The organism is Streptomyces sp. NPDC054975, assembly GCF_053609105.1.
The window spans coordinates 47,521-70,353 of the sequence record NZ_JBSGWV010000010.1; the positions used below are offsets into that span (position 1 = coordinate 47,521).

Annotated in this window: 21 protein-coding genes; 7 read left to right on the top strand and 14 right to left on the bottom strand. The window is 72.6% G+C overall.

Annotated features, from left to right (window positions below):
- Nucleotides 1-3 precede the first annotated feature (3 nt).
- The gene (locus tag ACWF79_RS13060) at nucleotides 4-1,161 is read right to left on the bottom strand and encodes a type III polyketide synthase (RefSeq protein ID WP_453728152.1); all 1,158 of its coding nucleotides are present in this window, start codon (nucleotides 1,159-1,161) and stop codon (nucleotides 4-6) included.
- A gap of 6 nt (nucleotides 1,162-1,167) precedes the next feature.
- On the opposite strand from ACWF79_RS13060, the gene ACWF79_RS13065 reads away from it, so the two are divergent.
- A complete protein-coding gene (locus ACWF79_RS13065) occupies nucleotides 1,168-2,070 on the top strand; it encodes a UbiA family prenyltransferase (RefSeq protein WP_453728153.1) in 903 nt (300 codons plus the stop codon).
- Between the two features lie 32 nt (nucleotides 2,071-2,102).
- Here the strand turns inward: ACWF79_RS13065 and ACWF79_RS13070 are convergent, their stop codons facing one another.
- The 3 genes from ACWF79_RS13070 to ACWF79_RS13080 all read right to left on the bottom strand — a co-directional run bounded on the left by ACWF79_RS13070 (nucleotide 2,103) and on the right by ACWF79_RS13080 (nucleotide 4,955).
- On the bottom strand, nucleotides 2,103-2,627 hold the full coding sequence (locus ACWF79_RS13070; protein WP_453728154.1) for an O-acetyl-ADP-ribose deacetylase: 525 nt from the start codon (nucleotides 2,625-2,627) through the stop codon (nucleotides 2,103-2,105).
- Between the two features lie 7 nt (nucleotides 2,628-2,634).
- Nucleotides 2,635-4,047 (bottom strand): phytoene desaturase family protein, encoded by a 1,413-nt coding sequence (locus ACWF79_RS13075; RefSeq protein WP_453728250.1) that lies wholly within the window; start codon nucleotides 4,045-4,047, stop codon nucleotides 2,635-2,637.
- 71 nt (nucleotides 4,048-4,118) lie between these two features.
- Nucleotides 4,119-4,955 (bottom strand): inositol monophosphatase family protein, encoded by an 837-nt coding sequence (locus ACWF79_RS13080; protein WP_453728155.1) that lies wholly within the window; start codon nucleotides 4,953-4,955, stop codon nucleotides 4,119-4,121.
- Nucleotides 4,956-5,078: 123 nt separating this feature from the next.
- Between ACWF79_RS13080 and ACWF79_RS13085 the strand changes: the two genes are divergently transcribed.
- From ACWF79_RS13085 to ACWF79_RS13095, 3 genes are all read left to right on the top strand, one after another.
- Nucleotides 5,079-6,134 carry a lipoate--protein ligase family protein gene (locus tag ACWF79_RS13085; RefSeq protein ID WP_453728156.1) on the top strand — a complete coding sequence of 352 codons (1,056 nt, stop codon included), beginning with the start codon at nucleotides 5,079-5,081 and terminating at the stop codon, nucleotides 6,132-6,134.
- A 29-nt stretch (nucleotides 6,135-6,163) separates the two neighbouring features.
- A complete protein-coding gene (locus ACWF79_RS13090; protein WP_453728157.1) occupies nucleotides 6,164-7,048 on the top strand; it encodes a hypothetical protein in 885 nt (294 codons plus the stop codon).
- A 194-nt stretch (nucleotides 7,049-7,242) separates the two neighbouring features.
- Nucleotides 7,243-7,884: a DNA alkylation repair protein gene (locus ACWF79_RS13095; RefSeq protein ID WP_453728251.1), complete on the top strand. Its 642-nt coding sequence runs from the start codon at nucleotides 7,243-7,245 to the stop codon at nucleotides 7,882-7,884.
- Nucleotides 7,885-8,051: 167 nt separating this feature from the next.
- Here ACWF79_RS13095 and ACWF79_RS13100 read toward each other — a convergent pair whose 3' ends face one another.
- Nucleotides 8,052-9,065, bottom strand: a complete 1,014-nt coding sequence (locus tag ACWF79_RS13100; RefSeq protein WP_453728158.1) for a LacI family DNA-binding transcriptional regulator — start codon at nucleotides 9,063-9,065, stop codon at nucleotides 8,052-8,054.
- Nucleotides 9,066-9,419: 354 nt separating this feature from the next.
- Between ACWF79_RS13100 and ACWF79_RS13105 the strand changes: the two genes are divergently transcribed.
- On the top strand, nucleotides 9,420-10,385 hold the full coding sequence (locus tag ACWF79_RS13105; RefSeq protein ID WP_453728159.1) for a glycoside hydrolase family 6 protein: 966 nt from the start codon (nucleotides 9,420-9,422) through the stop codon (nucleotides 10,383-10,385).
- A 121-nt stretch (nucleotides 10,386-10,506) separates the two neighbouring features.
- The gene (locus ACWF79_RS13110; protein ID WP_453728160.1) at nucleotides 10,507-11,787 is read left to right on the top strand and encodes a glycoside hydrolase family 6 protein; all 1,281 of its coding nucleotides are present in this window, start codon (nucleotides 10,507-10,509) and stop codon (nucleotides 11,785-11,787) included.
- A gap of 55 nt (nucleotides 11,788-11,842) precedes the next feature.
- Here the strand turns inward: ACWF79_RS13110 and ACWF79_RS13115 are convergent, their stop codons facing one another.
- The 8 genes from ACWF79_RS13115 to ggt all read right to left on the bottom strand — a co-directional run bounded on the left by ACWF79_RS13115 (nucleotide 11,843) and on the right by ggt (nucleotide 20,651).
- The gene (locus tag ACWF79_RS13115) at nucleotides 11,843-12,841 is read right to left on the bottom strand and encodes a TIGR03842 family LLM class F420-dependent oxidoreductase (RefSeq protein WP_453728161.1); all 999 of its coding nucleotides are present in this window, start codon (nucleotides 12,839-12,841) and stop codon (nucleotides 11,843-11,845) included.
- A 12-nt stretch (nucleotides 12,842-12,853) separates the two neighbouring features.
- The gene (gene hydA, locus ACWF79_RS13120; protein ID WP_453728162.1) at nucleotides 12,854-14,257 is read right to left on the bottom strand and encodes a dihydropyrimidinase; all 1,404 of its coding nucleotides are present in this window, start codon (nucleotides 14,255-14,257) and stop codon (nucleotides 12,854-12,856) included.
- A 28-nt stretch (nucleotides 14,258-14,285) separates the two neighbouring features.
- Nucleotides 14,286-15,566: an aspartate aminotransferase family protein gene (locus ACWF79_RS13125; protein ID WP_453728163.1), complete on the bottom strand. Its 1,281-nt coding sequence runs from the start codon at nucleotides 15,564-15,566 to the stop codon at nucleotides 14,286-14,288.
- Complete coding sequence (locus ACWF79_RS13130) at nucleotides 15,563-16,405, bottom strand: nitrilase-related carbon-nitrogen hydrolase (protein ID WP_453728164.1); 843 nt, start codon at nucleotides 16,403-16,405, stop codon at nucleotides 15,563-15,565. The genes ACWF79_RS13125 and ACWF79_RS13130 overlap by 4 nt, the downstream gene beginning before the upstream one ends.
- A 230-nt stretch (nucleotides 16,406-16,635) precedes the next feature.
- A complete protein-coding gene (locus ACWF79_RS13135; RefSeq protein WP_453728165.1) occupies nucleotides 16,636-17,901 on the bottom strand; it encodes a UL36 very large tegument protein in 1,266 nt (421 codons plus the stop codon).
- Nucleotides 17,902-18,020: 119 nt separating this feature from the next.
- Nucleotides 18,021-18,401 carry a PPOX class F420-dependent oxidoreductase gene (locus ACWF79_RS13140; RefSeq protein ID WP_453728166.1) on the bottom strand — a complete coding sequence of 127 codons (381 nt, stop codon included), beginning with the start codon at nucleotides 18,399-18,401 and terminating at the stop codon, nucleotides 18,021-18,023.
- 50 nt (nucleotides 18,402-18,451) lie between these two features.
- Nucleotides 18,452-18,703 carry a helix-turn-helix domain-containing protein gene (locus tag ACWF79_RS13145; protein ID WP_453728167.1) on the bottom strand — a complete coding sequence of 84 codons (252 nt, stop codon included), beginning with the start codon at nucleotides 18,701-18,703 and terminating at the stop codon, nucleotides 18,452-18,454.
- A gap of 145 nt (nucleotides 18,704-18,848) precedes the next feature.
- Nucleotides 18,849-20,651 (bottom strand): gamma-glutamyltransferase, encoded by a 1,803-nt coding sequence (gene ggt, locus ACWF79_RS13150; RefSeq protein ID WP_453728168.1) that lies wholly within the window; start codon nucleotides 20,649-20,651, stop codon nucleotides 18,849-18,851.
- A 104-nt stretch (nucleotides 20,652-20,755) separates the two neighbouring features.
- Between ggt and ACWF79_RS13155 the strand changes: the two genes are divergently transcribed.
- The gene (locus ACWF79_RS13155; RefSeq protein WP_453728169.1) at nucleotides 20,756-21,487 is read left to right on the top strand and encodes a hypothetical protein; all 732 of its coding nucleotides are present in this window, start codon (nucleotides 20,756-20,758) and stop codon (nucleotides 21,485-21,487) included.
- On the opposite strand, the gene ACWF79_RS13160 is transcribed toward ACWF79_RS13155, so the two are convergent.
- Nucleotides 21,438-22,694, bottom strand: coding sequence for a cytochrome P450 (locus ACWF79_RS13160; protein WP_453728170.1), 1,257 nt, complete (start codon nucleotides 22,692-22,694; stop codon nucleotides 21,438-21,440). The genes ACWF79_RS13155 and ACWF79_RS13160 overlap by 50 nt on opposite strands.
- Between the last annotated feature and the right edge of the window lie 139 nt (nucleotides 22,695-22,833).

The following is a 22,833-nucleotide window of genomic DNA, read 5'->3' on the forward strand; positions in this document are numbered from 1 at the left end:
TCCTCACCAGCGCAGCAGGACGAACTCGACACAGAAGCCGGGGCCCATCGCCATCATCAGCCCCCACGAACCCGGCGGCGGAGGGTGGCCGGTGGTGACGTCCTCCAGGATCCGCAGCACCGAGGCGGAGGACATGTTCCCCGAGGCGGCCAAGGCCCGGCGGGCGGAGTCGAGGGCTCTCTCCGGGAGGTCCAAGGTGTGGGCCACGGCCGTGAGGATCCGCGGGCCCCCGGGATGGCAGAGCCAGACCCCGATGTCGTCGGGGACCAGGCCATGGGCGGTGAGGAAGGCCCGGAGGTCCGGCCCGATCCGGGCCGTGACGACGTCGGGGATGCCCGCGTCCACCACCGGGCGGAACCCTCCCGCCCCGATCGCCCAGCCCAGCAGGTGCTCGGTGTCCGGGTAGAGGAGGCTGCGGGTGGCCACCACCGTCGGCCGGCCGGGCCGGCGGTCGTCCGCGTGAGCGGTGTGCGCGACGACCGCCGCCGCGCCGTCGCCGAAGAGGGCACCGGCGACGAGGTTGGCCGGTGAGTCGTCGCGCTGCTGCAGGGTGAGCGAGCACAGTTCCACGCTGAGCAGCACGGCCACGTCGCCGCGATGGCCGCGCAGGTAGTCGTGGAGCCGGGCGAGACCGGCGGCTCCCGCCACGCATCCGAGACCGAAGACGGGGATCCGCTTGACGTCCGGCCGCATGCCCATGCGTGACGCGAGCCGGGCGTCGAGCGACGGCGCGGCGATTCCGGTGATGGACGTGCACACCAGGAGGTCGACGTCCGAGGGAGAGAGCCCGGCGGCTTCGAGCGCGGACGCCAGTGCCCGTTCACCGAGTTCCAGGCCGGCGGCCATCCACGCGGCGTTGGCCTCGCCGAAGTCCCGCATGGCGGCGTACCGGTCGAGCGGGAGGGCGAGGTGCCGGGTCCGCACGCCGGAGGCGCCGTGCAGCCGCCGCAGCAGGGCGCGGTCCGCTCCCGGGGCGAGGCAGAGGTCACCGATCAGCTCCGTGAGCTCGCTCTGGTCGTACCGGTGCTCGGGCAGGGCCGTACGGACTGCGGCCACGACGCTCTCGCGGGCGTCCGGGTCGGTCGGGGCGGCGACGTCGTCGCCCGCGTGTGCGGCGGGGAGCGTCTCGGGAGCGAACCGGGGGACTGTGGGGACACGCATTCCGGGATGTCTCCTCACGACCGGTGGCCCGACTACCTTGCACCCGTGTCTCTATACCCCGCTGCCGTTCCGGTGCGAGCGACACACCGGCTCACGGCTCTGCTGCGTTCCTGCCACCCGGAGCCGACGCTCGCGGTGACCGTCTTCGTCACCGCGCTGGCGGCCGTGTCGGGGCGCGGAGCGGGGGGCGCCGTGGCGGTCGGGGCGGCGGTGCTGGCCGGTCAGTTGTCGGTCGGGTGGTGCAACGACGCGGTGGACGCGGACCGGGACGCCGTCAGCGGCCGCCGCGACAAACCGCTCGCGGCCGGCGCTCTGCGACCACGGACGGCCGCTCTGGCCGCCGGCGCGGCGCTCCTCGTCTGCGTGCCGCTCTCCCTGCTCGGCGGCGTGGCGGCCGCGCTTGTTCACCTGGCGGGTGTGGTCGTCGGCGGGTGGGCGTACAACCTCGTCCTGAAGGGCACGGTGTTCTCGCCCGTGCCGTACGCCGTCGGGTTCGCGTCCCTGCCCGCCTTCGTCACGCTCGGCGCGCCGACGCACGCCTGGCCCGCCTGGTGGGCCGTCACCACGAGCGCCCTGCTCGGCGTCGGCGCCCACTGGGTGAACGCGCTGCCCGACATCGCGGACGATCTCGCGACGGGCGTGCGGGGTCTGCCGCAGCGCCTCGGTCCCGTGGCCTGTCGCTGGATCGCGCTGATCACGATGGTGGCCGCGGTCGCGGTCGTGACGCTGGGGCCGCCCGGGGCGGCGGGGCCGGCGGGGTGGGTGTGCGCCGGCGCAGCGGTGTGCGCCGCCGTCGCCGGTACCGTCCCGCGGTGGCCCGAGGTCGGCCGATGGCCGTTCCGGGCCGCCCTCGTGGTGGCGGGCCTGGCGGTCGCCCAGCTCCTGGCCCGCGGCTCCGTCATCGTCTGACCGCCTGGCCGCTGCGCGCGACCGACCTCGCGCTACGAGGAAGGGACCTGCCGGACGAACGCCCGGTACGCCTCGTCGTCGAAGAGGACGAACCTGACCTCCTCGACGGCGGTCTCCGTGCTCCGTACGGTCTCCACCGCGATGCGGGCGCCGTCGTCCATGGGCCAGCCGTAGATCCCGGTGGAGATGGCCGGGAAGGCGACGGTCCGCGCGCCCAGTTCGTCGGCCACGCGGAGCGACTCGCGGTAGCAGGAGGCCAGTTGCTCCGAGCGGTCCTCCTCGCGGGACCAGACCGGGCCCACGGTGTGGATCACCCAGCGCGCGTCGAGCCGGCCCGCGGTGGTGGCGACCGCCTGGCCGGTCCGCAGGCCCTTGCCGTAGTGACCGGCCCGGAGTGCGCGGCACTCGGCCAGGATCTCCGGGCCGCCCCGGCGGTGGATCGCGCCGTCGACGCCGCCTCCGCCGAGCAGGGAGGAGTTCGCCGCGTTGACGAGGGCGTCGGCGTGCTGGTCCGTGAGGTCGCCGAGGACGAGCTCGATCACCGGTCGTGTGGTCATGCGGCCATCATCGCCCGGCCGCCCGGAGCCTGCGCCAGACCGCCTTCGCCGCGTTGTGCCCGGACATGCCGTGCACGCCCGGACCCGGCGGCGTCGCTGAGGAGCAGAGGAACACGGCGGGGTGCGGGGTCGAGTACGGGAAGAGGGAGAGCTTGGGGCGCAGCAGCAGCTGGAGGCCGCGGGCCGCGCCGCAGGCGATGTCGCCGCCCACGTAGTTGGCGTTGCGGGCGGCGAGTTCGGCCGGTCCTGCGGTCGCGCGGGCCAGGACGCGGTCGCGGAAGCCGGGCGCGAAGCGCTCGATCTGCCGCTCGATGGCGTCCGTGAGGTCGCCTTCCCAGCCGTTCGGCACATGGCCGTACGCCCAGAAGACGTGCTTGCCCTCGGGCGCGCGGCCGGGGTCGACGAGGCTGGGCTGGGCGGTGATGAGGAACGGTGTCCGGGGGGCCGTGCCGGAGGAGGCCTGGCTCAGGGCGGTGCCGATCTCGCCACTGGTGGCCCCGACCTGGACGGTCCCGGCCTCGCGCGCGGCCTCCGACGTCCAGGGCACGGGCCCGTCGAGGGCGTAGTCGATCTTGAAGGCGGCGGCGCCGTACCGGTAGTGGTCGTAGTACCCGCCGAAGCCGGCGATCCGGGCGAGGGCGGTCGGCGAGGTGTCGAAGACGTACGCGCGGGCCGGCGGCAGGTCGTCGAGACGCTTGACCTCGTAGTCGGTGTGGACCGCGCCGCCGAGGTCCTTCAGATACGCGGCGAGGGCGTCCGAGATGGACTGCGAACCGCCCCGGGGCATCGGCCAGCCGCCCTCGTGCGCGGCGAGCGCGAAGACCAGGCCGACCGCCGACGTCGCGAACCCGTCGAGCGGGGCGATGACATGGCCGACGAGGCCGGAGAACAGGGCGCGTGCCTTCTCGTCCTGGAAGCGGCGGGTGAGCCAGGTCGACGGCCGCAGACCGTCGAGGCCGAACCGGGCCAGCGTGACCGGGTCCCGGGGCAGCGCGGAGAGCGGCAGGGACATGAAGTCCCGCGTCAGGGTGGACCACTTGCCGAGGTACGGGGCGACCAGGCGGCGGTACGTGCCGGCGTCGCGCGCGCCGAGGGAGGCGGCGGTCTCGGCGACGGACCGGGAGAGCACGGCGGCGGTGCCGTCGTCCCACGGGTGGGCCATGGGCAGGCGGGGGTGCAGCCACTCCAGGCCGTACCGGTCGAGCGGCATCGTCGAGAAGGCGGGCGAACCGATCCCGAGCGGGTGCACGGCGGAACAGGGGTCGTGGCGGAAGCCGGGGAGGGTCAGCTCCTCGGTCCTGGCGCCGCCCCCCACGGTCGGCATGGCTTCGAACACGGCCACGGAGAAGCCCCGGCGGGCCAGCTCCACCGCGGCGGTCAGTCCGTTGGGCCCTGCCCCCACGACGACGGCATCGAGCATCGACGGCACCTTGGACTCCTTCGTCAGCCGATGGCCAAGGGTCCCAGGATATTCCGGCGGGCGAGCGGGGATCACAGCCCCCGCAGCAGTGTCCGGATCCGCTCGGCGGTGGCCTGGTCCCGTGCCGCCGTGAACGGCAGCGCGTTGCCTCCGGTGATGCGGAACGGCTCGCCCGCGAGCGTCGTGTGCGCGCCACCCGCCTCGGTCACCAAAAGAAGACCCGCGGCGTGGTCCCACGCGTACTCCCAGGAGAAGGCGGTGCCGTCGAGCTCGCCCCGGGCCACGGCGAGGTACTCCAGGCCGGCGGAGCCGCAGGGGCGGGGCCGTACGCCGTCGACGTCGAGACCGAGCAGGGCGCGCTTCTGGTCCTCGGTGGTGTAGTCGGGGTGGGAGGTGGCGACGTCGAGCACCGCTCCGGGGGCCGGTGCGCCGGACCGGATCGGCGCGCCGTTGAGCGTGGCCCCTCGGCCGCGCACCGCGATCGCCATCTCGTCGAGGACCGGTGCGTACGTCCAGGAGGCGAGCACCTCGCCGCGCCGGGCGAGGGCGACGAGGGTGCAGAAGCCGGGCTCGCCGCCCACGAACTGGCGGGTGCCGTCGACCGGGTCGACGATCCAGACCGGGGCGTCGCCCTGGAGCGCCTCGTAGACCGCGGGGTCGGCGTGGACGGACTCCTCGCCGACGACGACGGAGCCCGGGAGCAGTGCCGTCAGGGACGCGGTGAGGTGGGCCTCGGCGGCCTGGTCGGCGATGGTCACCAGGTCGTGCGGGCCGTTCTTCTCGACGATCTCGTGCACGGCGAGCTGCCGGAAGCGTGGCGTGATCTCGGTCGCGGCCGCCTTGCGGACCGCCTCCTCCACCTCGGTCGTACCGCCGGCGAGGACGTGGTCAAGGAAGTCATCGATCATGCGTCCAGCTAAGCACGGCGGTCTGACAACCAGAGCGCCGACCTTGTCACCCTCCGTTTGCCCACGGAGTACGCTTTGGACCGGTTCACCCCTTACAGGGCAGAGGGGTGAGAGGGAGGGCCCGTGCACGGCGAGTACAAGGTTCCCGGCGGAAAGCTGGTGGTCGTCGACCTGGAGACGCGCGACGGCGTCCTGGCGGAGGTCCGGGTGGCGGGCGACTTCTTCCTGGAGCCGGACGAGGCGATCCTCGCCATCGACCGCGCCTTGGAGGGCGCGCCCGTCGACACCGACGCGTCGGGGCTCGCGGCCCGGATCGACGCGGCGCTGCCCCCGGGCACGGAGATGTACGGGCTCACGACGGAGGGCATCGGGGTGGCCGTCCGCCGGGCGCTCGCGCACGCCACGGACTGGACGGACTACGACTGGCAGCTGATTCACGAGCCGCCGCAGTCCCCGGCCCTGCACATGGCCCTGGACGAGGTCCTCACCGCCGAGGTCGCGGCGGGCCGCCGCCCGCCGACGCTGCGGGTCTGGGAGTGGGGCGCGCCGGCCGTGGTCATCGGCAGCTTCCAGTCCCTGCGCAACGAGGTGGACCCGGAGGCGGCCGAGCGGCACGGCATCGAGGTGGTGCGCCGGATCAGCGGCGGCGGGGCGATGTTCATCGAGCCCGGCAACACCATCACGTACTCGCTCTCCGTCCCCGACGCCCTGGTTCAGGGTCTGTCCTTCGCCGACAGCTACGCCTATCTCGACGACTGGGTTCTCGGCGCGCTCGGCGACATGGGCGTCAAGGCCTGGTACCAGCCCCTGAACGACATCGCCACGGAGGCGGGAAAGATCGCGGGCGCGGCGCAGAAACGTGTGGTGGCGGGCGCGGGCGCGGTCCTGCACCACGTGACGATGGCGTACGACATCGACGCCGACAAGATGACGGACGTCCTGCGGATCGGCCGCGAGAAGCTCTCCGACAAGGGCACGAAGAGCGCGAAGAAGCGGGTGGACCCCCTCCGCCGCCAGACGGGCCTTCCCCGCGAGGCGGTCATCGCCCGCATGATCGCCTCCTTCCGAGACCGCTACGGCCTGACCGAGGGCCGGGTCACGGAGGAGGAGTCGGCGCGGGCGAAGGAGTTGGCGGCGACGAAGTTCTCGACGCCCGGGTGGACGGCCCGGGTGCCGTGACCCGCCACGGGCGCTCGTAGGCTGTTCGGATGCGTGTCGAGGAGCCGGCGAGTCCGGGGCTGCGGATGGAGTGTGCCGACGGCGGACGGCTCGTGCTGTGCCAGGACGGGAAGCCCGTGCTCTTCGCCCGGCAGCGGGCCACGCTGCGGGGACTGCACTACGCCAGGACCGGCCGCTACGTCTCCCCGCTCGGGCCGATCCGGGCCGAACAGGCGCGTGCCTGTGCCGAGTTCGCCGAGCCGGGGAGCGAGGCGTGGACCGAGCGCTGGGCGGCGTTTGCCGAGGCGGCTCTGCGCGGGGCCGTCAACGGGCCTCTCCACGAGGGGGAATGGAACCTCACGGCCGGTCTCTCCGGGTGGTTCGCGGACGTCAACTGGCCCAAACTCCTCGCCCACGACCCCGACCGGGGTCATCTCACCTGGTTCGGCCACGGCGATCCGGAGGAGGACGCCCGGGATCTGCTGCCCCTGCGGGCGCTGTCGCATCCGGAGGCGCCGCGCGTGAAGGCGTACCGCCGTCAGCACCGCGAGGGCGTCCTTCCGCCGGTGCTCGCCTGGTGGATCAGCGGCCTCAACTCTCCGGTGGTCCTTGACGGTCACGACCGGCTGACCGCCGTGCTCGCCGAGGGCGGCAGGCCGCGCCTGCTGGTCCTGTCACGGGCGGTGGACGAGGACTGGATCGCCCTCTGCGCCGAGCGGCCGATACGGGAGTACGAGAAGAAGGTCGCCGCACTGGAGGGGCCCTTGGCTACCGTGCGCGTGGCCGCCGAAGGGCGCCGCCTGGCGGAGACCCTGCGGAGCATCGTCGCGGCTCCGGACGTCACCAGGGCCTGGCCGCTGCCCGGCGGCGTGGCCGCCTGGGAGGCGGCGGTTCAGGAGCACGTCCCCGGCTGGTCCCCTGACGCGGAACGCTAGGGAGTCGGCTCGGGTGGGCGGTCCGGGGTCGTCCTCCAGTCGGGCCGCCCGGGTGGCGCGGAAGGCCTTGGGGGTGGGCCCAGCAGGCTCCCCGGCCGTTGTCCGAGGTGCGTCGTAGGCTGAATGTCGCACGTAAGGGACAGGAGGCTGAGGTGGCCGAGACGACCTCGACCGGGACGACGGTCGCCGAGGTGATGGCCGAGCTGGCCGCGCTCGAAGACCCGAAGGCACGCGCGGTGAACGAGAGGCACGGCGACGACCACGGCGTGAACCTCGGCAAGCTGCGGGCGGTCGCGAAGCGGCTGAAGACGCAGCAGGAGCTCGCGCGCGGGCTCTGGGAGACGGACGACACGGCGGCGCGGCTGCTGGCGATCCTGATCAGCCGCCCGAAGGCGTACGAACGGGACGAGCTGGACGCCATGGTGCGCGAGACCCGTGCGCCCAAGGTCCACGACTGGCTCGTGAACTACGTCGTCAAGAAGAGCCCGCATGCCGAAGAGCTGCGCGTGGCCTGGTCCGCCGACCCGGATCCCGTGGTCGCGAGCGCCGGCTGGGCGCTGACCGCCGAGCGCGTGGTGAAGAAGCCCCAGGGCCTCGACCTGACCGGACTCCTCGACGTCATCGAGACGGAGATGAAGGACGCCCCGGACCGCCTGCAGTGGGCGATGAACACCTGTCTGGCCCAGATCGGCATCGAGCACCCCGAGCACCGCAGCCGCGCGATCGGCATCGGGGAGCGCCTGGAGGTGCTCAAGGACTACCCGACGTCCCCCGGCTGCACGTCTCCGTTCGCCCCGGTCTGGATCAACGAGATGGTCCGTCGCCAAGGCTCATGAAAACCCTGTCGGTCGACGCCCCGTGGAGGTCGAGGTGGTGCGCCGCGCGCAGGGCGGGGGTCGGCCGGGGGCGTTCGTCGGGCACGGAGGAGCGCGGATGGGAGAGCGCACGGTGAACTCGGGCGGGCGGAGGCCGCGGGCCGGGAGACCCGCCGCGACGCGACCCGTCAGGCGCTGGCGCGGAGGACCAGGCGCGTGGGGAGGATCAGCGGAGTGGGGTCCTGTCCGTTGATGAGCGCGACGAGCATGCGCGCCATCTCACGGCCGAGACCGTCTATGGGCTGGTGCACCGTGGTCAGCGGCGGATCGGCGATCCGGGCCACCGCCAGGTCGTCGAAGCCGATCACGGCGAGGTCGGCGGGGACGCGGCGGCCGGCCTCGCGCAGGGTGCGCAGCGCCCCCGCCCCCATGTTGTCGCTGGCGGCGAACACCCCGTCCAGGTCCGGATGGCGTGCCAGCAGCGCGGCCATGGCCTCCGCTCCGCTCGACTCGGTGAAGTCGCCGGCCTGCGGCGGACAGGGCTCCAGGCCCGCCGCCAGCATCGCGTCCCGGTAGCCGCGGTGGCGGGCGCGCCCCACCTCGGTGTCAAGCCGCCCGCAGATCGTGGCGACGCGGGTCCGGCCGAGCGAGATCAGGTGCTCGGTCGCCGCGCGCGCTCCGCCGACGTTGTCGACGTCCACGTACCACCGGGGGTCCAGACCGACCGGGCGCCCGCCGAACACGACGGGCATCTCCGCCTCCTGCGCCATGCGGGCCAGCGGATCGTTCTCGCGCAGCGCCATGAGCATCACACCGTCGGCCCCCTTGGACCGGAGCAGCTGCTCGACGCGCCTGCGCCCCCGGTCGGAGGCGGCCAGACACAGCATCAGGTGCAGATCGGCGTCCTCCAGGGCCGCCGAAGCGCCCACGATCACCTGGGCGAAGAACGGGTCCGCGAAGATCGACGGATCCTCCCCCGAGACGACCAGGGCGGCCGCGCCGGTCTGACGGGTCGCCAGCGCGCGGGCGGTCGGGTTCGGTACGTATCCGAGTCGGTGGACGGCTTGTTCGACCGCCTCGCGTTTGGCGCGGCTGACGTGCGGGGCGTTGTTGAGCACACGCGAGGCCACCGACCTCGAGACTCCGGCCAGTTCGGCCACCTCGTCGAGGGTCGACTGCCGGCGCGGCACCTCTTCGGCCATGATCCGCCTTCCTGTCGCGGCCTGAACGCCCTGGAAGGCTGGGAGCGATTCCAGTTCCCGGACTGTAAAGGCTGATCGCCGCCCTGTGAAGTACCGGTCAAACAGGGCCTCTTGACAGTGCCGATCGGCGGAACACACGATACGAGCACGCCCCGGACCTCAGGATCGCGAACTGGAACCGCTTCCAATGGGAGCGCTTCCACGGATCTCCGTTCGTCCATGGCGTGCTGGTGCCCCCGGGGCCGGAGCCACGGCCACACCGGGGACCTCGTACCACCGCACTTCCTCAGTGCGTCGCACCGCTCGGGACGAGAGCGGGCGACGCGTCCGCCGTCAGGAAACCGAGGTACCGCCATGCGCCGCCGAATCCGCGCCCTCGTCGCAGCCCTCTCCGCGCTGCCGTTGACGCTCGCCCTCGCCCGGTCCGCCCACGCGGCGGATCCCACCACCATGACCAGCGGGTTCTACGTGGACCCGGACTCGAGCGCGAAGAAGTGGGTCGCCGCCAACCCCGGCGACGGCCGGGCCCCCGCGATCAACGCGTCGCTCGCCAACACACCCATGGCGCACTGGTTCGGCTCCTGGAGCGGCACGATCGGTACCGCGACGGGCGCGTACGTCGGCGCGGCGGACCACCACGACAAGCTGCCCATCCTGGTCGCGTACAACATCTACCTGCGCGACTCGTGCGGCGGGCACTCCGGAGGCGGAGCCTCGTCGGCCGCCGCCTACGCGAGCTGGATCGCGCAGTTCGCCGGCGGGATCGCGGGCCGCCCGGCCGTCGTCCTCCTCGAACCCGACTCCCTCGCGGACTACGGCTGCCTGAACCAGAGTCAGATTCGCGAACGCCAGGGCATGATCAGCGGCGCCGTCGCCGAGTTCAACCGCCAGTCCCCCAACACCTGGGTCTACCTCGACGCCGGCAACCCCGGCTGGGTGAGCGCGGCGACGATGGCCCAGCGCCTCCACGAGGCCGGGCTCCGACAGGCGCACGGCTTCTCCCTCAACATCTCGAACTACTACACCACCGCCCAGAACACCGCCTACGGCAACGCCGTCAACAGCGAACTGGCCGCCCGCTACGGCTACACCAAGCCGTTCGTCGTCGACACGAGCCGCAACGGCAACGGCTCCAACGGCGAGTGGTGCAACGCGGCCGGCCGCCGCATCGGTACGCCCACCCGGCTGGGGGGCGGCGCCGAGATGCTGCTGTGGATCAAGGCTCCGGGCGAGTCCGACGGCAACTGCGGCGTCGGAACCGGCTCCACGGCCGGCCAGTTCCTCCCGGAGGTGGCCTACAAGATGGTCCACGGCTACTGACGTCCGACTCCTGTGGCCCGCACTCCGCCGCCCCGCGACCGGGCCACAGGCACCACCGGCACCCCACACCTCCGACACCCTCCGACCCTCCGACCCTCCGCCCCTCCGACCAGGAGCCCTCATGAAGCCACGCACCCTACGGCGCCGTGCGACCGCCGCCCTCGCGGCGCTCGCGGCCTGCGCCGCCCTCACCGCGACGCAGGGACAGGCGCAGGCCGCACCCACCACGGACCCGCTCACCCCGGCCACCAGGTTCTACGTGGACCCACACAGCAAGGCCGCCAAGCAGGCACTCACCGACCTCGGCAACGGCGACTTCACGAACGCCGTGAACATGGCCAGGCTCGCGAGCTGGCCACAGGCCGAGTGGTTCACCGAGGGCACGCCAGACGAGGTCCGGGCCAAGGTGAGGGGCCTCGTCCGCGAGGCCCGGGTGGTGAACCGCACCCCCGTCCTGGTCGCCTACAACGTCCCGGGCCGCGACTGCTCGCAGTACTCCAGCGGCGGCGCCGCGTCCTCCGCCGCCTACCGGCAGTGGATCGACGCCTTCGCCGCAGGCATCGGCGACAGCAAGGCCGTCGTCGTGGTCGAGCCCGACGGCCTGGCTCTCCTCCCGAACGACTGCGGACCGGACGTGGACCCGACCGGCGAGCTCACGGCGACCCGCGTGGCCGACCTCGCCTACGCCGTCACGACTCTCAAGTCCAAGGCCCGCACCGCGGTCTACCTCGACGCCGGCAACGTCCTGTGGCGGCCGGTCGGCGAGATGGCGCGGCGCCTGCTCGACGCCGGCGTCCAGCACAGCGACGGCTTCGCCCTCAACGTCTCCAACACCCACCCCACCGACCACAACGCGCGCTACGGCACCTGGATCTCCCAGTGCATGTGGTACGCCACCGAGGGGCCCGAGCACGCCCGCGGCCACACCGACTGGTGCGCCACCCAGTACTACTCGGCCGCCGCGCCCAACGACGGCGCCCCGGGCAACGCGGTCGACTCCGCCGACCCCACCACCTGGCGCTGGACCGACGCCTGGTACGCCCAGGCCATGGGGACTCCCCCGGCCGACGCGCTACGCCACTTCGTCATCGACACCAGCCGCAACGGCCTGGGCGCCTGGACCCCGGAGCCCGGCAAGTACACCGGCGACCCGGAGATCTGGTGCAACGCGCCCGGCCGCGGTCTCGGCCCGCGCCCGACCGCCGACACCGGCGTCCCGCTCGTCGACGCCTACCTGTGGATCAAGATCCCCGGCGAGTCCGACGGCAGCTGCACGCGCAACACCGGCGGCACGATCGACCCCGAGTACGGCATCGTCGACCCGCCCGCCGGCACCTGGTGGCCCGACCAGGCGCACACACTGGCCCGCAACGCGGCACCGCGACTGACCTTCAACCGCTGAGCCCCGCCTTCGCCCCCGTCCGGTGGGCGGAGAAGCGCATTCCGGGCCGGTGGCCTCAGCGAAGGGCGGGGATGACGTCCGAGCCGTACGTGTCGATGGTGGCCTCCTTGGCGTCGTGCATCGCGTACACGGCGAACTGGTCGACACCCAGCTCCCGTAGCCTGCGCAGCTTCTTGACGTGGGCCTCGGCCGGGCCGAGGAGGCAGAAGCGGTCGACGATCTCGTCGGGGACGAAGTCCGTCGAGGGGTTTCCCGCGCGGCCGTGGTGGCTGTAGTCGTAGCCGTGCCGGTCCTTGATGTACGCGGTGAGGGCCTCGGGCACCATGTCGGAGTGCTCGCCGTACTTGGCGACCAGGTCGGCCACGTGGTTGCCGACCATGCCTCCGAACCAGCGGCACTGCTCGCGGGCGTGGGCCAGGTCGTCGCCTACGTACGCGGGCGCGGCGACGCAGATGGTGACCGTGTCGGGGTCGCGGCCGGCGTCGGCGGCGGCCTGGCGGACGGCCTTGACCATCCACTCCGTCAGGAACGGGTCGGCGAGCTGGAGGATGAAGCCGTCGGCCTTCTGCCCGGCCAGTGCAAGGGCCTTCGGTCCGTACGCGGCCATCCAGACCGGCAGCTTCCCGCCCGCCACCCAGGGGATCCGGATGGGGTTGCCGTCCACGACCGCCTCACGGCCCTCGGCGAGGTCGCGGATGACGTCGATGGCCTCGCCGAGCCGGGCCAGGGTGTTGGGCTTGCGGCCGGCGACGCGCATGGCGGAGTCGCCACGCCCGATGCCGCAGACGGTCCGGTTGCCGTACATGTCGTTGAGCGTGGCGAAGGTCGAGGCCGTCACCTCCCACGTCCGCGTGCCGGGGTTCGTCACCATCGGGCCGACGTGGAGCTTGGTGGTGTGTTCGAGGATGCGGCTGTAGATGACGAACGGCTCCTGCCAGAGCACGGCGGAGTCGAAGGTCCAGCCGTAGCGGAAGCCGTTGCGCTCCGCGCGGCGCATCAGGCCGACGACCTCGGAGGCGGGCGGGTCGGTCTGCAGGACGAGTCCGAAGTCCACGTCGTCGTTCTCCTAGTTCAGGTACTGGCAGGTGGATCGCGGGGTGAAGACGCCGTGCCCGGCGCGGCCGGTGAACTTCCGCTGGTCGATGACGAGTTCGCCGCGCGAGAGAACGGTCTCGACCTGACCGGTGACCGTCCTTCCCTCGTACGCCGAGTAGTCGACGTTCATGTGGTGGGTCTCCGCCGACAAGGTCTGCCGCGCGTGCGGGTCGTAGATCACGACGTCGGCGTCCGCGCCCGGCGCGATCGTGCCCTTCTGGGGGTAGAGGCCGAACATCCGCGCCGGCGTGGCGCAGGCGATCTCGATCCAGCGACGGCGGGAGATGTGCCCGTCCACGACGGCCTGGTGGAGCAGGTCCATGCGGTTCTCCACGCCCGGCAGGCCGTTGGGGATCTTCGAGAAGTCCCCGCGTCCCAGGTCCTTCTGGCCGGTGAAACAGAACGGGCAGTGGTCGGTGGAGACCACCTGGAGGTCGTTGGTGCGCAGGCCGCGCCAGAGCGCCGCCTGGTGCTCCTTCGGCCGCAGGGGCGTGCTGCACACGTACTTGGCGCCCTCGAAGCCCGGCTCCGCCAGGTTGTCCGTCGACAGGAACAGGTACTGGGGGCAGGTCTCGCCGAAGACCGGAAGGCCCTTGTCCCGGGCGGCCGCCAGCTCGGCGACGGCCTCCTCCGCCGAGACGTGGACGACGTACAGCGGGGCACCCGCGACCCGCGCGAGCTGAATCGCCCGATGGGTGGCCTCGGCTTCCAGGAGGACCTTGCGGACCTCACCGTGGTAGCGGGGGTCCGTCTCGCCACGCGCCAGGGCCTGTTCGACCAGTACGTCGATGGCGATGCCGTTCTCGGCGTGCATCATGATCAGCCCGCCGTCGTCGGCGGCCCGCTGCATCGCGCGCAGGATCTGGCCGTCGTCCGAGTAGAAGACTCCCGGATAGGCCATGAACAGCTTGAACGAGCTCACGCCTTCCTGGACGAGCCGGTCCATCTCCTTCAGCGTCGACTCGTTCACGTCCGACATGATCATGTGGAAGCCGTAGTCGATCGCGCAGTTGCCGTCGGCCTTGGCGTACCAGGCGTCGAGACCTTCGCGCAGGGAGTGGCCGACGCTCTGGACGGCGAAGTCGACGATGGTGGTGGTGCCGCCCCAGGCGGCGGCCCGGGTGCCGGTCTCGAAGGTGTCGGAGGCGAAGGTGCCGCCGAACGGCAGCTCCATGTGGGTGTGCGCGTCGACGCCGCCCGGGATGACGTAGCGGTCGGTGGCGTCGAGGGTGCGGTCGGCGGTCCAGCCTGCGGCCGCGTCGGAGCCGTGCGCCGCCAGGGCGGCGATCCGGCCGTCCTCGATCAGAACGTCGGCGTGGATCTCGTCGGCGGCGGTGACGACGAGGCCGCCGCGGATGAGGGTGCGGGTGCTCACGGGTCTCCCCCTGGCTGAAGTCGGTGAACTACAGGGAACGGAGGGCCTGTTCGAGGAGTGCGGCGCCCTCCTCGGCCTCGGAGACGGTGAGCGAGAGCGGCGGTGCGATCCGCAGGGTGCTGGTGTTGTGGCCGCCTCCCTTGCCGATGAGCAGGCCGTTCTCGCGGGCGGCCTCCAAGGCGGCCGAGGCCGCCGCCGGGTCCGCCTCGTCGGTGCCGGGCCGGGTGAGTTCGATGCCGATCATCAGGCCACGGCCGCGGACCTCCCGTACGGCGTCGATGCCCGCGCCGATGGCCCGCAGCCGCTCGATGAGCAGGCCGCCGACGCGCCGGGCGTTGCCCTGGAGGTCGTGTTCGAGGAGGTACGAGAGGTTGGCGAGGCCCGCTGCCATGGTGACCGGGGAGCCGCCGAAGGTGGAGATGGAGTTGGCGTCGAGGCAGTTCATGATCTCGGCGCGGGCGACGACTCCGCCGACCGACATGCCGTTGCCGATGCCCTTGGCGAAGGTGAGGATGTCGGGCGGACCTGCCTGGTCGTGCGCCTGCCAGCCCCAGAAGTGGTCGCCGGTGCGGCCCCAGCCGGTCTGCACCTCGTCGGAGATCCACAGGATGCCGTGCCGGTCGAGGACGCGGCGGAAGGCGGCGTAGAGCCCGTCGGGCGGGGAGGTGAAGCCGCCGACGCCCTGGATGGGTTCGGCGATCAGCGCGGCGACGTCCCGGGTGTGGCCGAGCAGGTCTTCGAGGTCGGCGACGCAGGCCTCGATGAACCGCTCGTCGCTGTACTGGGCGTAGGGGCCGCGGGTGCGGACGCCGCCGTGGACGTACAGGGTCTGGAGCGGGGAGAGGCTCGTCGGGGACCAGGAGCGGTTGCCGGTGATGCCGACGGTGGAGAAGGAGCGGCCGTGGTAGCTGTTGCGCATCGCGAGGACCTGGTTGGAGCGGCGGTACGCGGTGGCGAGCAGCAGGGCCGTGTCGTTGGCCTCGGTGCCGGAGGTGGTGAAGAAGACGCGGGCGTCGGGGATGCCGGAGAGGGTGGCGATCCGCTCGGCCAGCTCCACCATGGGCCGGTTGAGGTAGAGCGTGGAGGAGTGGATGATCCGGCCGGCCTGCTCGGCGACGGCCTTGGTGACCTCGGGCACGGCGTGCGCGGTCATGGTGGTCAGGATGCCGCCGAAGAAGTCGAGGTACCGGGTGCCGTCGGAGTCCCAGACGTGGCGGCCCTCGCCGTGGGTGATCTCGATGGGGTCCTTGTAGTAGAGGGCGATCCAGTCGGGGATCACGGCGCGGTGGCGTGCGTAGAGGTCGCTCACGGCTGCACCAGCCCGTCGTAGGCGTCGGGGCGTCGGTCGCGGTAGAAGGCCCATTGCTGGCGCACTTGGTCGATGAGGCGGAAGTCGAGGTCGCGCACGACGAGTTCCTCCTCCTTGTCGGAGGCGACGTCACCGACGAACTGGCCGCGTGGGTCGACGAAGTAGCTGGTGCCGTAGAAGTCGTTGTCGCCGTACTCCTCGATGCCGACGCGGTTGATGGCGGCGACGAAGTACTCGTTGGCGACGGCGGCCGCGGGCTGCTCCAGCTGCCAGAGGTAGGAGGAGAGCCCCCGGTGGGTGGCCGAGGGGTTGTACACCAACTGAGCGCCGTTGAGACCGAGTTGGCGCCAGCCCTCCGGGAAGTGGCGGTCGTAGCAGATGTAGACGCCGACCCTGCCGACGGCGGTGTCGAAGACCGGCCAGCCGACGTTGCCGGGACGGAAGTAGAACTTCTCCCAGAAGCCCTTGACCTGGGGGATGTGGTGCTTGCGGTACTTGCCGAGGTAGGAGCCGTCGGCGTCGATGACGGCGGCGGTGTTGTAGTAGAAGCCGGGGCCCTCGACCTCGAAGACCGGGACGACGATCACCATGCCGGTCTCGCGGGCCAGCTCCCGCATGCGGGTGACGGTCGGCCCGTCCGGGACGGGCTCGGCCCAGCGGTAGTGCTCGGGGTCCTGCACCTGGCAGAAGTAGGGGGCGTTGAAGACCTCCTGGAACCCGATGACCTTGGCGCCCTGCCGGGCCGCCTCGCGGGCGTGCTCCTCGTGCTTGGCGATCATGGATTCGGTGTCGCCGGTCCAGGTCGCCTGGACGAGTGCGGCGCGTACGACGTCGGTCATGAGCTGCTCCTTCGGCGCGGCGTCAGAGAGCCTCTACGCACGTAGACACGGTGCGTAGGAGGAGAACGTAAGCCCCGTCACACCCCGGAGCAAGACCACCGCCGTGAACCGCCGGAGTCGATCATGTTTCATACCCGAGTGGTCCATGTCGGACACGCACCGACACGTTCGGCCACGTCGGATGCCGCACGGCCCGCACGGTGGAAGGTGGCCACCTGCGGGGTTCGGGATCAGGTTCCGGCCAGGCCGCCGACGCGCAGGGCGTGCAGCAGGTCGCGCTCACGGGCAGACGACACCGCGCGTGCGGCGGCGCGGAGTTGAGGGACGAGGCCGTGCGGGTCGACGGCGGCAAGCCGGGCCGCGTCCTCCGAGGTACGCGACCGGAGGAAGGCCGCCAGCAGGGCGTGGGCCTCGCGGTGATGGCCCTCGGCGCGCAGCGCGGTGCACGCGTCGGCCAGCTCGTCGACGGGGCGGGCGACCCCCTGCCGCAGCAGCTGCTCACAGTCCTCGGCGCGGCCCGCGTCGGCGAGCGCCCCCGCGACGGCGGCGAGGCGTACGGGTGGCAGCGACGCCGCCTCCCAGAGGAGGGTGGACCAGTCGGCGCCGAGGCCGACGCGGTGCAGCTCCGCCGCGAGCGCCGGAAGCCAGCCGGGCGGCCCGGCGACTGCCTCGCAGAGCAGCGCGTGGGCCTCGCCGCTGCGGCCCTGCGCGCGCAGCCGCCGGAGCGCGTACACGGCGTTGCCGGCGGCGCGGACGGCGTCCACCCCGGCGGCCCCGCTCTCCCCCGACGCCGTACGGGCCGTGGGCGCTGCGGGGCCGGGTGCGGCCTCGACGCCGCCGAACCGGGCCCCTCTCGGCGCGGCCCCGGCCATGGGCAGCTCGACCCCGGGGTCGGGCACGGCCTCGTGCGCCTCCTCGGCGTCGTCGAGCCAGGCGTACCGGGCACCGCGCGGCCTACGCCGTGGCGCGGGGCCCCCGCCCCCACCCCGCTCGCCCTCCCGGTCGGGTCCGAGCGCCGCACGCCGCGCCGTCAGTTCCGCGATCCGCGCCGTCGCGCGGGCGTGGTCGTCCCGGGCCCAGGCCAGTTCGTCGGCGAGCCGGTCGGCGTCCGGGGCTGCCTGGGCCTCCCGGAGACGGGCGGTGAGCTCAAGGGTGCGGGCCTCGGCGGACCGGCGCTCCTGGTCCATCGCCGCCAGCCGCTCGCGCAGCGCCTCCGCCCCGCCCGGCCGCCGGTCGTGGGCCGCGGCCGCCGCTCCGTGCAGGGCCTTGAGCCGGGCCGCCTCGTACCCCTGGGGCGACTCGCCGAGGTCCTGGAGCAGCGACTCGACGACGTCCCAGGGCGGGATCTCCGTACCGTCGAAGCAGGCCCGCAGGCCCTCGGGGTCCCGGCCGGCGAAGACGCCGTACCAGCCCTCACCCGGCACCAGGTGCGCCACCATCTCGCCCAGGTGACGCGCGAACGCGTCCACTTCCGCCGGGAGTTGATACACCGTCATCTCGCCGCACCGCCCGTGCACTCGACTGGGACCTTCCGGCCCACGGGCATTCGACCCCAGTCGTGTTACGGGACGGCTACAGGCTGTTTTCGCCCGGCGCCCGCCTCGCGGCGAACGGGTCAGAAGCTGACCGCGATCCCCGTGTGCGGCCGCTTGCCCAGCCGGGCGATCGTGGCCGGCCAGTCGACGAGCCAGTACTGCCAGGTGTACTTGCGGGAGAGCAGCTTCCGGACGCGCCGCAGCTCCTCGCCCTCCAGGAGCCGGCCGGCGCCCTCCAGGCGCACCGCGTCCTCCGCCACGTTCCCGCGCAGGTCGCAGACCGCGACCACGGTACGCGGGTCGTTCCGCAGCCGCTTGACCTTCCAGGAGTCGCTGCGGGTCCAGGCGTACAGCTCGTCGCCCTCCACGGCGTACCAGACCGGGGTGGCGACACCGGTGCCGTTCCGGCGGAAGGTGGTCAGGCTGACGTAGCGGCCGCGCCGCAGTTCCTCGGGAATCATGCGGTCGAGGGTACGCAGGCGCCGGGCCGGACCGCACGGCGGTGCGAAGGTCAGACGGGGACCGGCGCGCACCGGACGACGAGTTCGTCCATCGACAGACCAAGGACACCCGCGAGCGCCGCGACGGTGAAGAAGGCGGGGGTCGGGGCGCGCCCGGTCTCGATCTTGCGGAGGGTCTCGGCGGAGAGGCCGGCCGCCGCCGCGATCTCTACCATCGAGCGGCCACCACGCGCCTCGCGGAGCAGGCGACCGAGACGCTCGCCGCGTTCGCGCTCTTCAGGGGTCAGGGGTGTACGCACCATGCCGTCATTCTAGTACCGGTACAGTAATCGGCTCCCCCTGTGCCCGACGAGGCCGACGGGCGCCCGCCGGGCAGCACGCGGGACGGCGGGCGGGCACCTCGCCGGACCTCACGTGCCCAGGTCGAGGCGCCCGCGGCCGCCGCGGCTATCCCGCCGGCCGGACCACCATCGCCGAGCCCCCGCCGCGCCGTACGGTCTCGGCGGCGGCGACCCAGCGCCCGTCCGGCAGGCGCTGGACGCCGGTCGCCGCGCCGATCTCCGGGTTCTGCCGGAAGCCGTGGCCGACGGCCTCCAGCTTCCCCCGCAACGGGCTGTTCCACAGGCCCGGTTCCAGCTCCGTCGTCGTCTGGTTGCGCTGGCTCGCCCGGGGCGCCGCGATGGCGTCGACGAGCGGCAGGCCGAGGTCGACGACTCCGGTCAGGGTCTGCAGCACGGTGGTGATGATCGTCGCGCCGCCCGGCGAGCCGAGCGCGAGCACCGGACGGTCGTGCCGGTCGAGCACGATCGTCGGGGACATGGAGGAGCGCGGCCGCTTCCCGGGGCCGGGGAGGTTCGGGTCGTGGACGGCCGGGTTCGCCGGGGCGAAGGAGAAGTCGGTGAGCTCGTTGTTCAGCAGGAAGCCGCGGCCCGGGACGGTGATGCCGCTGCCGCCCGTCGACTCGATGGTCAGCGTGTACGCGACGACGTTGCCCCACCGGTCGGCGACCGTGAGGTGCGTGGTGTTCTCGCCCTCGTACGTGGTGGGCGCGGCCGTCCCGCCGCTCCGGCACCCCGCCGGGTCGCGCGGGTCGCCCGGCGCGAGCGGGCTGGTCAGGACGGCGTCGTCACGGATCAGGCACTCCCGCGAGTCGGCGAACCGCTGCGAGAGCAGCTCGCGCGTCGGCACGTCCTCGAAGGCGGGGTCGCCGACCCAGCGGCCCCGGTCGGCGAACGCGATCCGGCTCGCCTCGATGAAGCGGTGCAGGTAGGCGGCGCGCGGGACGGAGGAGAGGTCGGTGCGCTCCAGTATGTTGAGGGCCTCGCCGACGGTCGTGCCGCCGGAGGAGGAAGGGGCCATGCCGTAGACGTCGAGGCCCCGGTAGGAGATCTTCGTCGGCCGTTGCCGTCCGGTCTCGTACGTGGCGAGGTCACGCTCCGTCAGGTCGCCGGAGCGAACGACCCGAGTGGCGCCGTCCCGTACCGGGGGCTTGCGGACGGTGTTCACGATGTCCCGGGCCAGCGGGCCCCGGTAGAGCGCCCCGACACCCTCCCGGCTCAGCTTCTCGTACGTACGCGCGAGGTCGGGGTTCTTGAACGTCGAGCCCACCACGGGGAGTTGGCCGCCCGGCAGGAACAGCTCGGAGGAGGCCGGAAAGTCCCTGAAGCGGGCCTCGTTGGCGGCCGTCTGGGCACGGAAGGTGGCGTCGACGGTGAATCCGTCGCGGGCGAGTTTCTCGGCCGGTTCGAGGAGCGTACGCAGCGGCTTGCTGCCCCAGGCGTCGAGCGCGGCCTTCCAGGTCGCCGGGGTGCCGGGGGTGCCGACGCCACGGCCGCTGGTCATGCCCTCCTCGAAGGGGATGGGAGCGCCGTTCTCGACGAAGAGGTTCGCGTCCGCCGAGGCGGGCGCGGTCTCCCGGCCGTCGATCGTCCGCACGGTACGGGTCCTGGCGTCGTAGTGGACGAAGTACCCGCCTCCGCCGATGCCCGCGGAGTACGGCTCGGTCACGCCCAGGGCGGCGGCCACCGCGACCGCCGCGTCGACGGCGTTGCCACCCTTGCGGAGCACCTCGATGCCGGCGGCGGAGGCGTCGGCGTCGACACTGGCGACGGCGCCGCCGTGACCGACGGCCACGGGCTCCTTCACGGGCGGCTGCGGGCCGGGACCGGTCGGTGGCGCCGCCGCGCCCACCGAGAGCACCGTCACGGCGACGGCGAGAGAAGAGAACTTCCGAGCGGTGGAGCGTCGCACTTGTACCTCCAGTCAACGGCCGTCCGCGCAGCGTAACTTCCGCCCCGTCCTCTCGTCAGGACCGCCTCGAACACCGGTGCGTCGTACCGCTACCATGCGCGCCCATGAACGAAGACCTGCGCAACGTCGTGCTGGGCGTCCTGGCCACCGGGGTCAGCGGCTCGCTGGGCTGGCTGACCCGGACGTACCTGTGGCGCCGTAAGCTCCGGCGCAAGCAGGCGTTCTTCGGGCTGCGCGACGGCTCCGAGTGCCTGCTCGTGGTGAACCGCAAGGCGGGCAGCGAGCGGGCGGTGCACCACGTCGACGTCTCCGCGCTCCTCGAACTGTCGGCCCTGATCAAGGACTGCGGGGCGCGGCCGGAGATAGTGCAGCACGACGAGGCCCGGCAGGGCCTGGGGGACCGCGCGGAGTTCTGTGTCGGCGGGCCGTCCTCGAACCGGCGGATGGCCGCGCATCTCGCGTCGCTGCTTCCCGGCCTGGCGGTGAACGTGAACGCGGAGACGGTCGAGGACCGGGTGATGTTCACCGTCGGCGGCGAGGCGTACCGGCTCGTGAACGGAACGACCGAGTATGTGATCCTGGCGCGGCTCACCGGAGGCGACGGCGGACGGCCGGTCTTCCTCTTCTGCGGTCAGGCGGCGGTGTCCAACCGGTCCGCGGCCCGCTATCTGGCCCGGCACCACGAGAAGCTGGCGCGGACGTACGGCTCGCGCCCCTTCGTACTCCTTCTCAAGGTCGTCAACTCCGACGCGTACGGCCCCGACGTGGTCGAGCTGGTCGCCGATGTCACGTCGGCCGCGCGGACCGCGCCCGCAGCCGAACCGGCAGCGTCTTGAGGCCGTTGATGAAGTTGGAGACCAGCCGCCGTGGCGGGGCGGTGAGTTCGACGTCCCGCAGGGTGTGACGCGCTTCCTCGTGCAGGACGCGCAGTTGCAGCCGGGCGAAGTGCGCGCCGAGGCAGACGTGCGGGCCTTCGCCGAAGGAGACGTGCGGGTTGGGGCCGCGGTCCAGGTCGAGGCGGTGGGGGTCGGCGAAGACGCGTTCGTCGTGGTTGGCCGAGGCGTGGAAGACGACGACCTTGTCACCGGCGCGGATGCGGCGGCCGGCGAGTTCGGTGTCATGGGTGGCGGTCCGCCGGAACGAGAGCACGGGCGGGTGGACGCGCAGCAGTTCCTCGACGGCCCGGTCCACGGCGGCCTCTCCGCTCCAGAGCCTTCGGCGTTCGTCCGGGTGTTCCGCGAGGGCGAGCAGTCCGCCGGGGGCGGCGCTGCGGACGGTGTCGTTGCCCGCGACGGTCAGCAGGAAGAAGAACATCTCCATTTCGGCGGGGCGGAGTTCGCAGCCCGCGAGCACGGTCATGACGTCGTCCGCGGGGTTCTTCCGCTTGTACGCGGCGAGTTCCTGGGCGTAGTCGAACATCTCGGCGAGCATCGCGGGTGACCGGGGGTTGACGGGCCTGCCCCGGTCGTCGAGGACGGGCGGCTCGTCGGGGTCCTGATAGGCGATGACCCGCTCGGTCCAGGTGTGCAGCAGGCCCCGGTCGCTCGCGGGCACCCCGAGCAGGTCGGTCAGGTTGAGCAGCGCGTAGTCGTCGGTGACGGTGTGGACGAGGTCGACCTCGGGGCCGGAGTCCACGGCGGCCGCCAGCAGGCCACGGGCCCGCGACCGCGCGGTCTCGGTGAACCGCTCGATCCGCCCGGGCGTGAAGGCCCGGCTGACGAGCCGCCGCAACCGGCCATGGTGCGGAGGGTCCTGATTGAGCATCATCCGCCGGATGAACGGCAGGTCGGCCGGGTCGGGGTCGCGGATCTGGGTGGCGCCGAGGTACGAGGAGTAGGCGGCGGGCTCCTTGAGTACCCGTACGACGTCGGCGTGGCGCGTCACGGCCCAGAACCCGGTTCCGGCGGGCCATCCGAGGACCGCCCGCTCCTCCTGCCGGGCGACGGGCCAGTGGTCGCGCAGCGCGCGGTAGGCCTCGTGCGGAAGGCCGTCGGCGTAGATCCGCGGGTCGAAGACGTCGGGAACGTCGCTGCTCTTGTCCACGGCCCCAGAGTGGTCCGCCCCCGGCCGGATTTCCAGACGGCCCCGCGGCGCCCACCGGTATCGCCCATCTCACATCCGACATCACCGGAATAGGTCGGATTATCGCAACCTTCGCCGTCTTCCTGCCCTCTTCCCTCGG

Bases quoted from the DNA above. Each gene is read 5' to 3' on its own strand.
- ACWF79_RS13060 (WP_453728152.1), bottom strand. From the start codon at position 1,161: ATGCGTGTCCCCACAGTCCCCCGGTTCGCTCCCGAGACGCTCCCCGCC.
- ACWF79_RS13065 (WP_453728153.1), top strand. From the start codon at position 1,168: ATGTCTCCTCACGACCGGTGGCCCGACTACCTTGCACCCGTGTCTCTA.
- ACWF79_RS13070 (WP_453728154.1), bottom strand. From the start codon at position 2,627: ATGACCACACGACCGGTGATCGAGCTCGTCCTCGGCGACCTCACGGAC.
- ACWF79_RS13075 (WP_453728250.1), bottom strand. From the start codon at position 4,047: ATGCTCGATGCCGTCGTCGTGGGGGCAGGGCCCAACGGACTGACCGCC.
- ACWF79_RS13080 (WP_453728155.1), bottom strand. From the start codon at position 4,955: ATGATCGATGACTTCCTTGACCACGTCCTCGCCGGCGGTACGACCGAG.
- ACWF79_RS13090 (WP_453728157.1), top strand. From the start codon at position 6,164: ATGCGTGTCGAGGAGCCGGCGAGTCCGGGGCTGCGGATGGAGTGTGCC.
- ACWF79_RS13095 (WP_453728251.1), top strand. From the start codon at position 7,243: ATGGCCGAGCTGGCCGCGCTCGAAGACCCGAAGGCACGCGCGGTGAAC.
- ACWF79_RS13100 (WP_453728158.1), bottom strand. From the start codon at position 9,065: ATGGCCGAAGAGGTGCCGCGCCGGCAGTCGACCCTCGACGAGGTGGCC.
- ACWF79_RS13105 (WP_453728159.1), top strand. From the start codon at position 9,420: ATGCGCCGCCGAATCCGCGCCCTCGTCGCAGCCCTCTCCGCGCTGCCG.
- ACWF79_RS13110 (WP_453728160.1), top strand. From the start codon at position 10,507: ATGAAGCCACGCACCCTACGGCGCCGTGCGACCGCCGCCCTCGCGGCG.
- ACWF79_RS13130 (WP_453728164.1), bottom strand. From the start codon at position 16,405: ATGACCGACGTCGTACGCGCCGCACTCGTCCAGGCGACCTGGACCGGC.
- ACWF79_RS13135 (WP_453728165.1), bottom strand. From the start codon at position 17,901: ATGACGGTGTATCAACTCCCGGCGGAAGTGGACGCGTTCGCGCGTCAC.
- ACWF79_RS13140 (WP_453728166.1), bottom strand. From the start codon at position 18,401: ATGATTCCCGAGGAACTGCGGCGCGGCCGCTACGTCAGCCTGACCACC.
- ACWF79_RS13145 (WP_453728167.1), bottom strand. From the start codon at position 18,703: ATGGTGCGTACACCCCTGACCCCTGAAGAGCGCGAACGCGGCGAGCGT.
- ACWF79_RS13155 (WP_453728169.1), top strand. From the start codon at position 20,756: ATGAACGAAGACCTGCGCAACGTCGTGCTGGGCGTCCTGGCCACCGGG.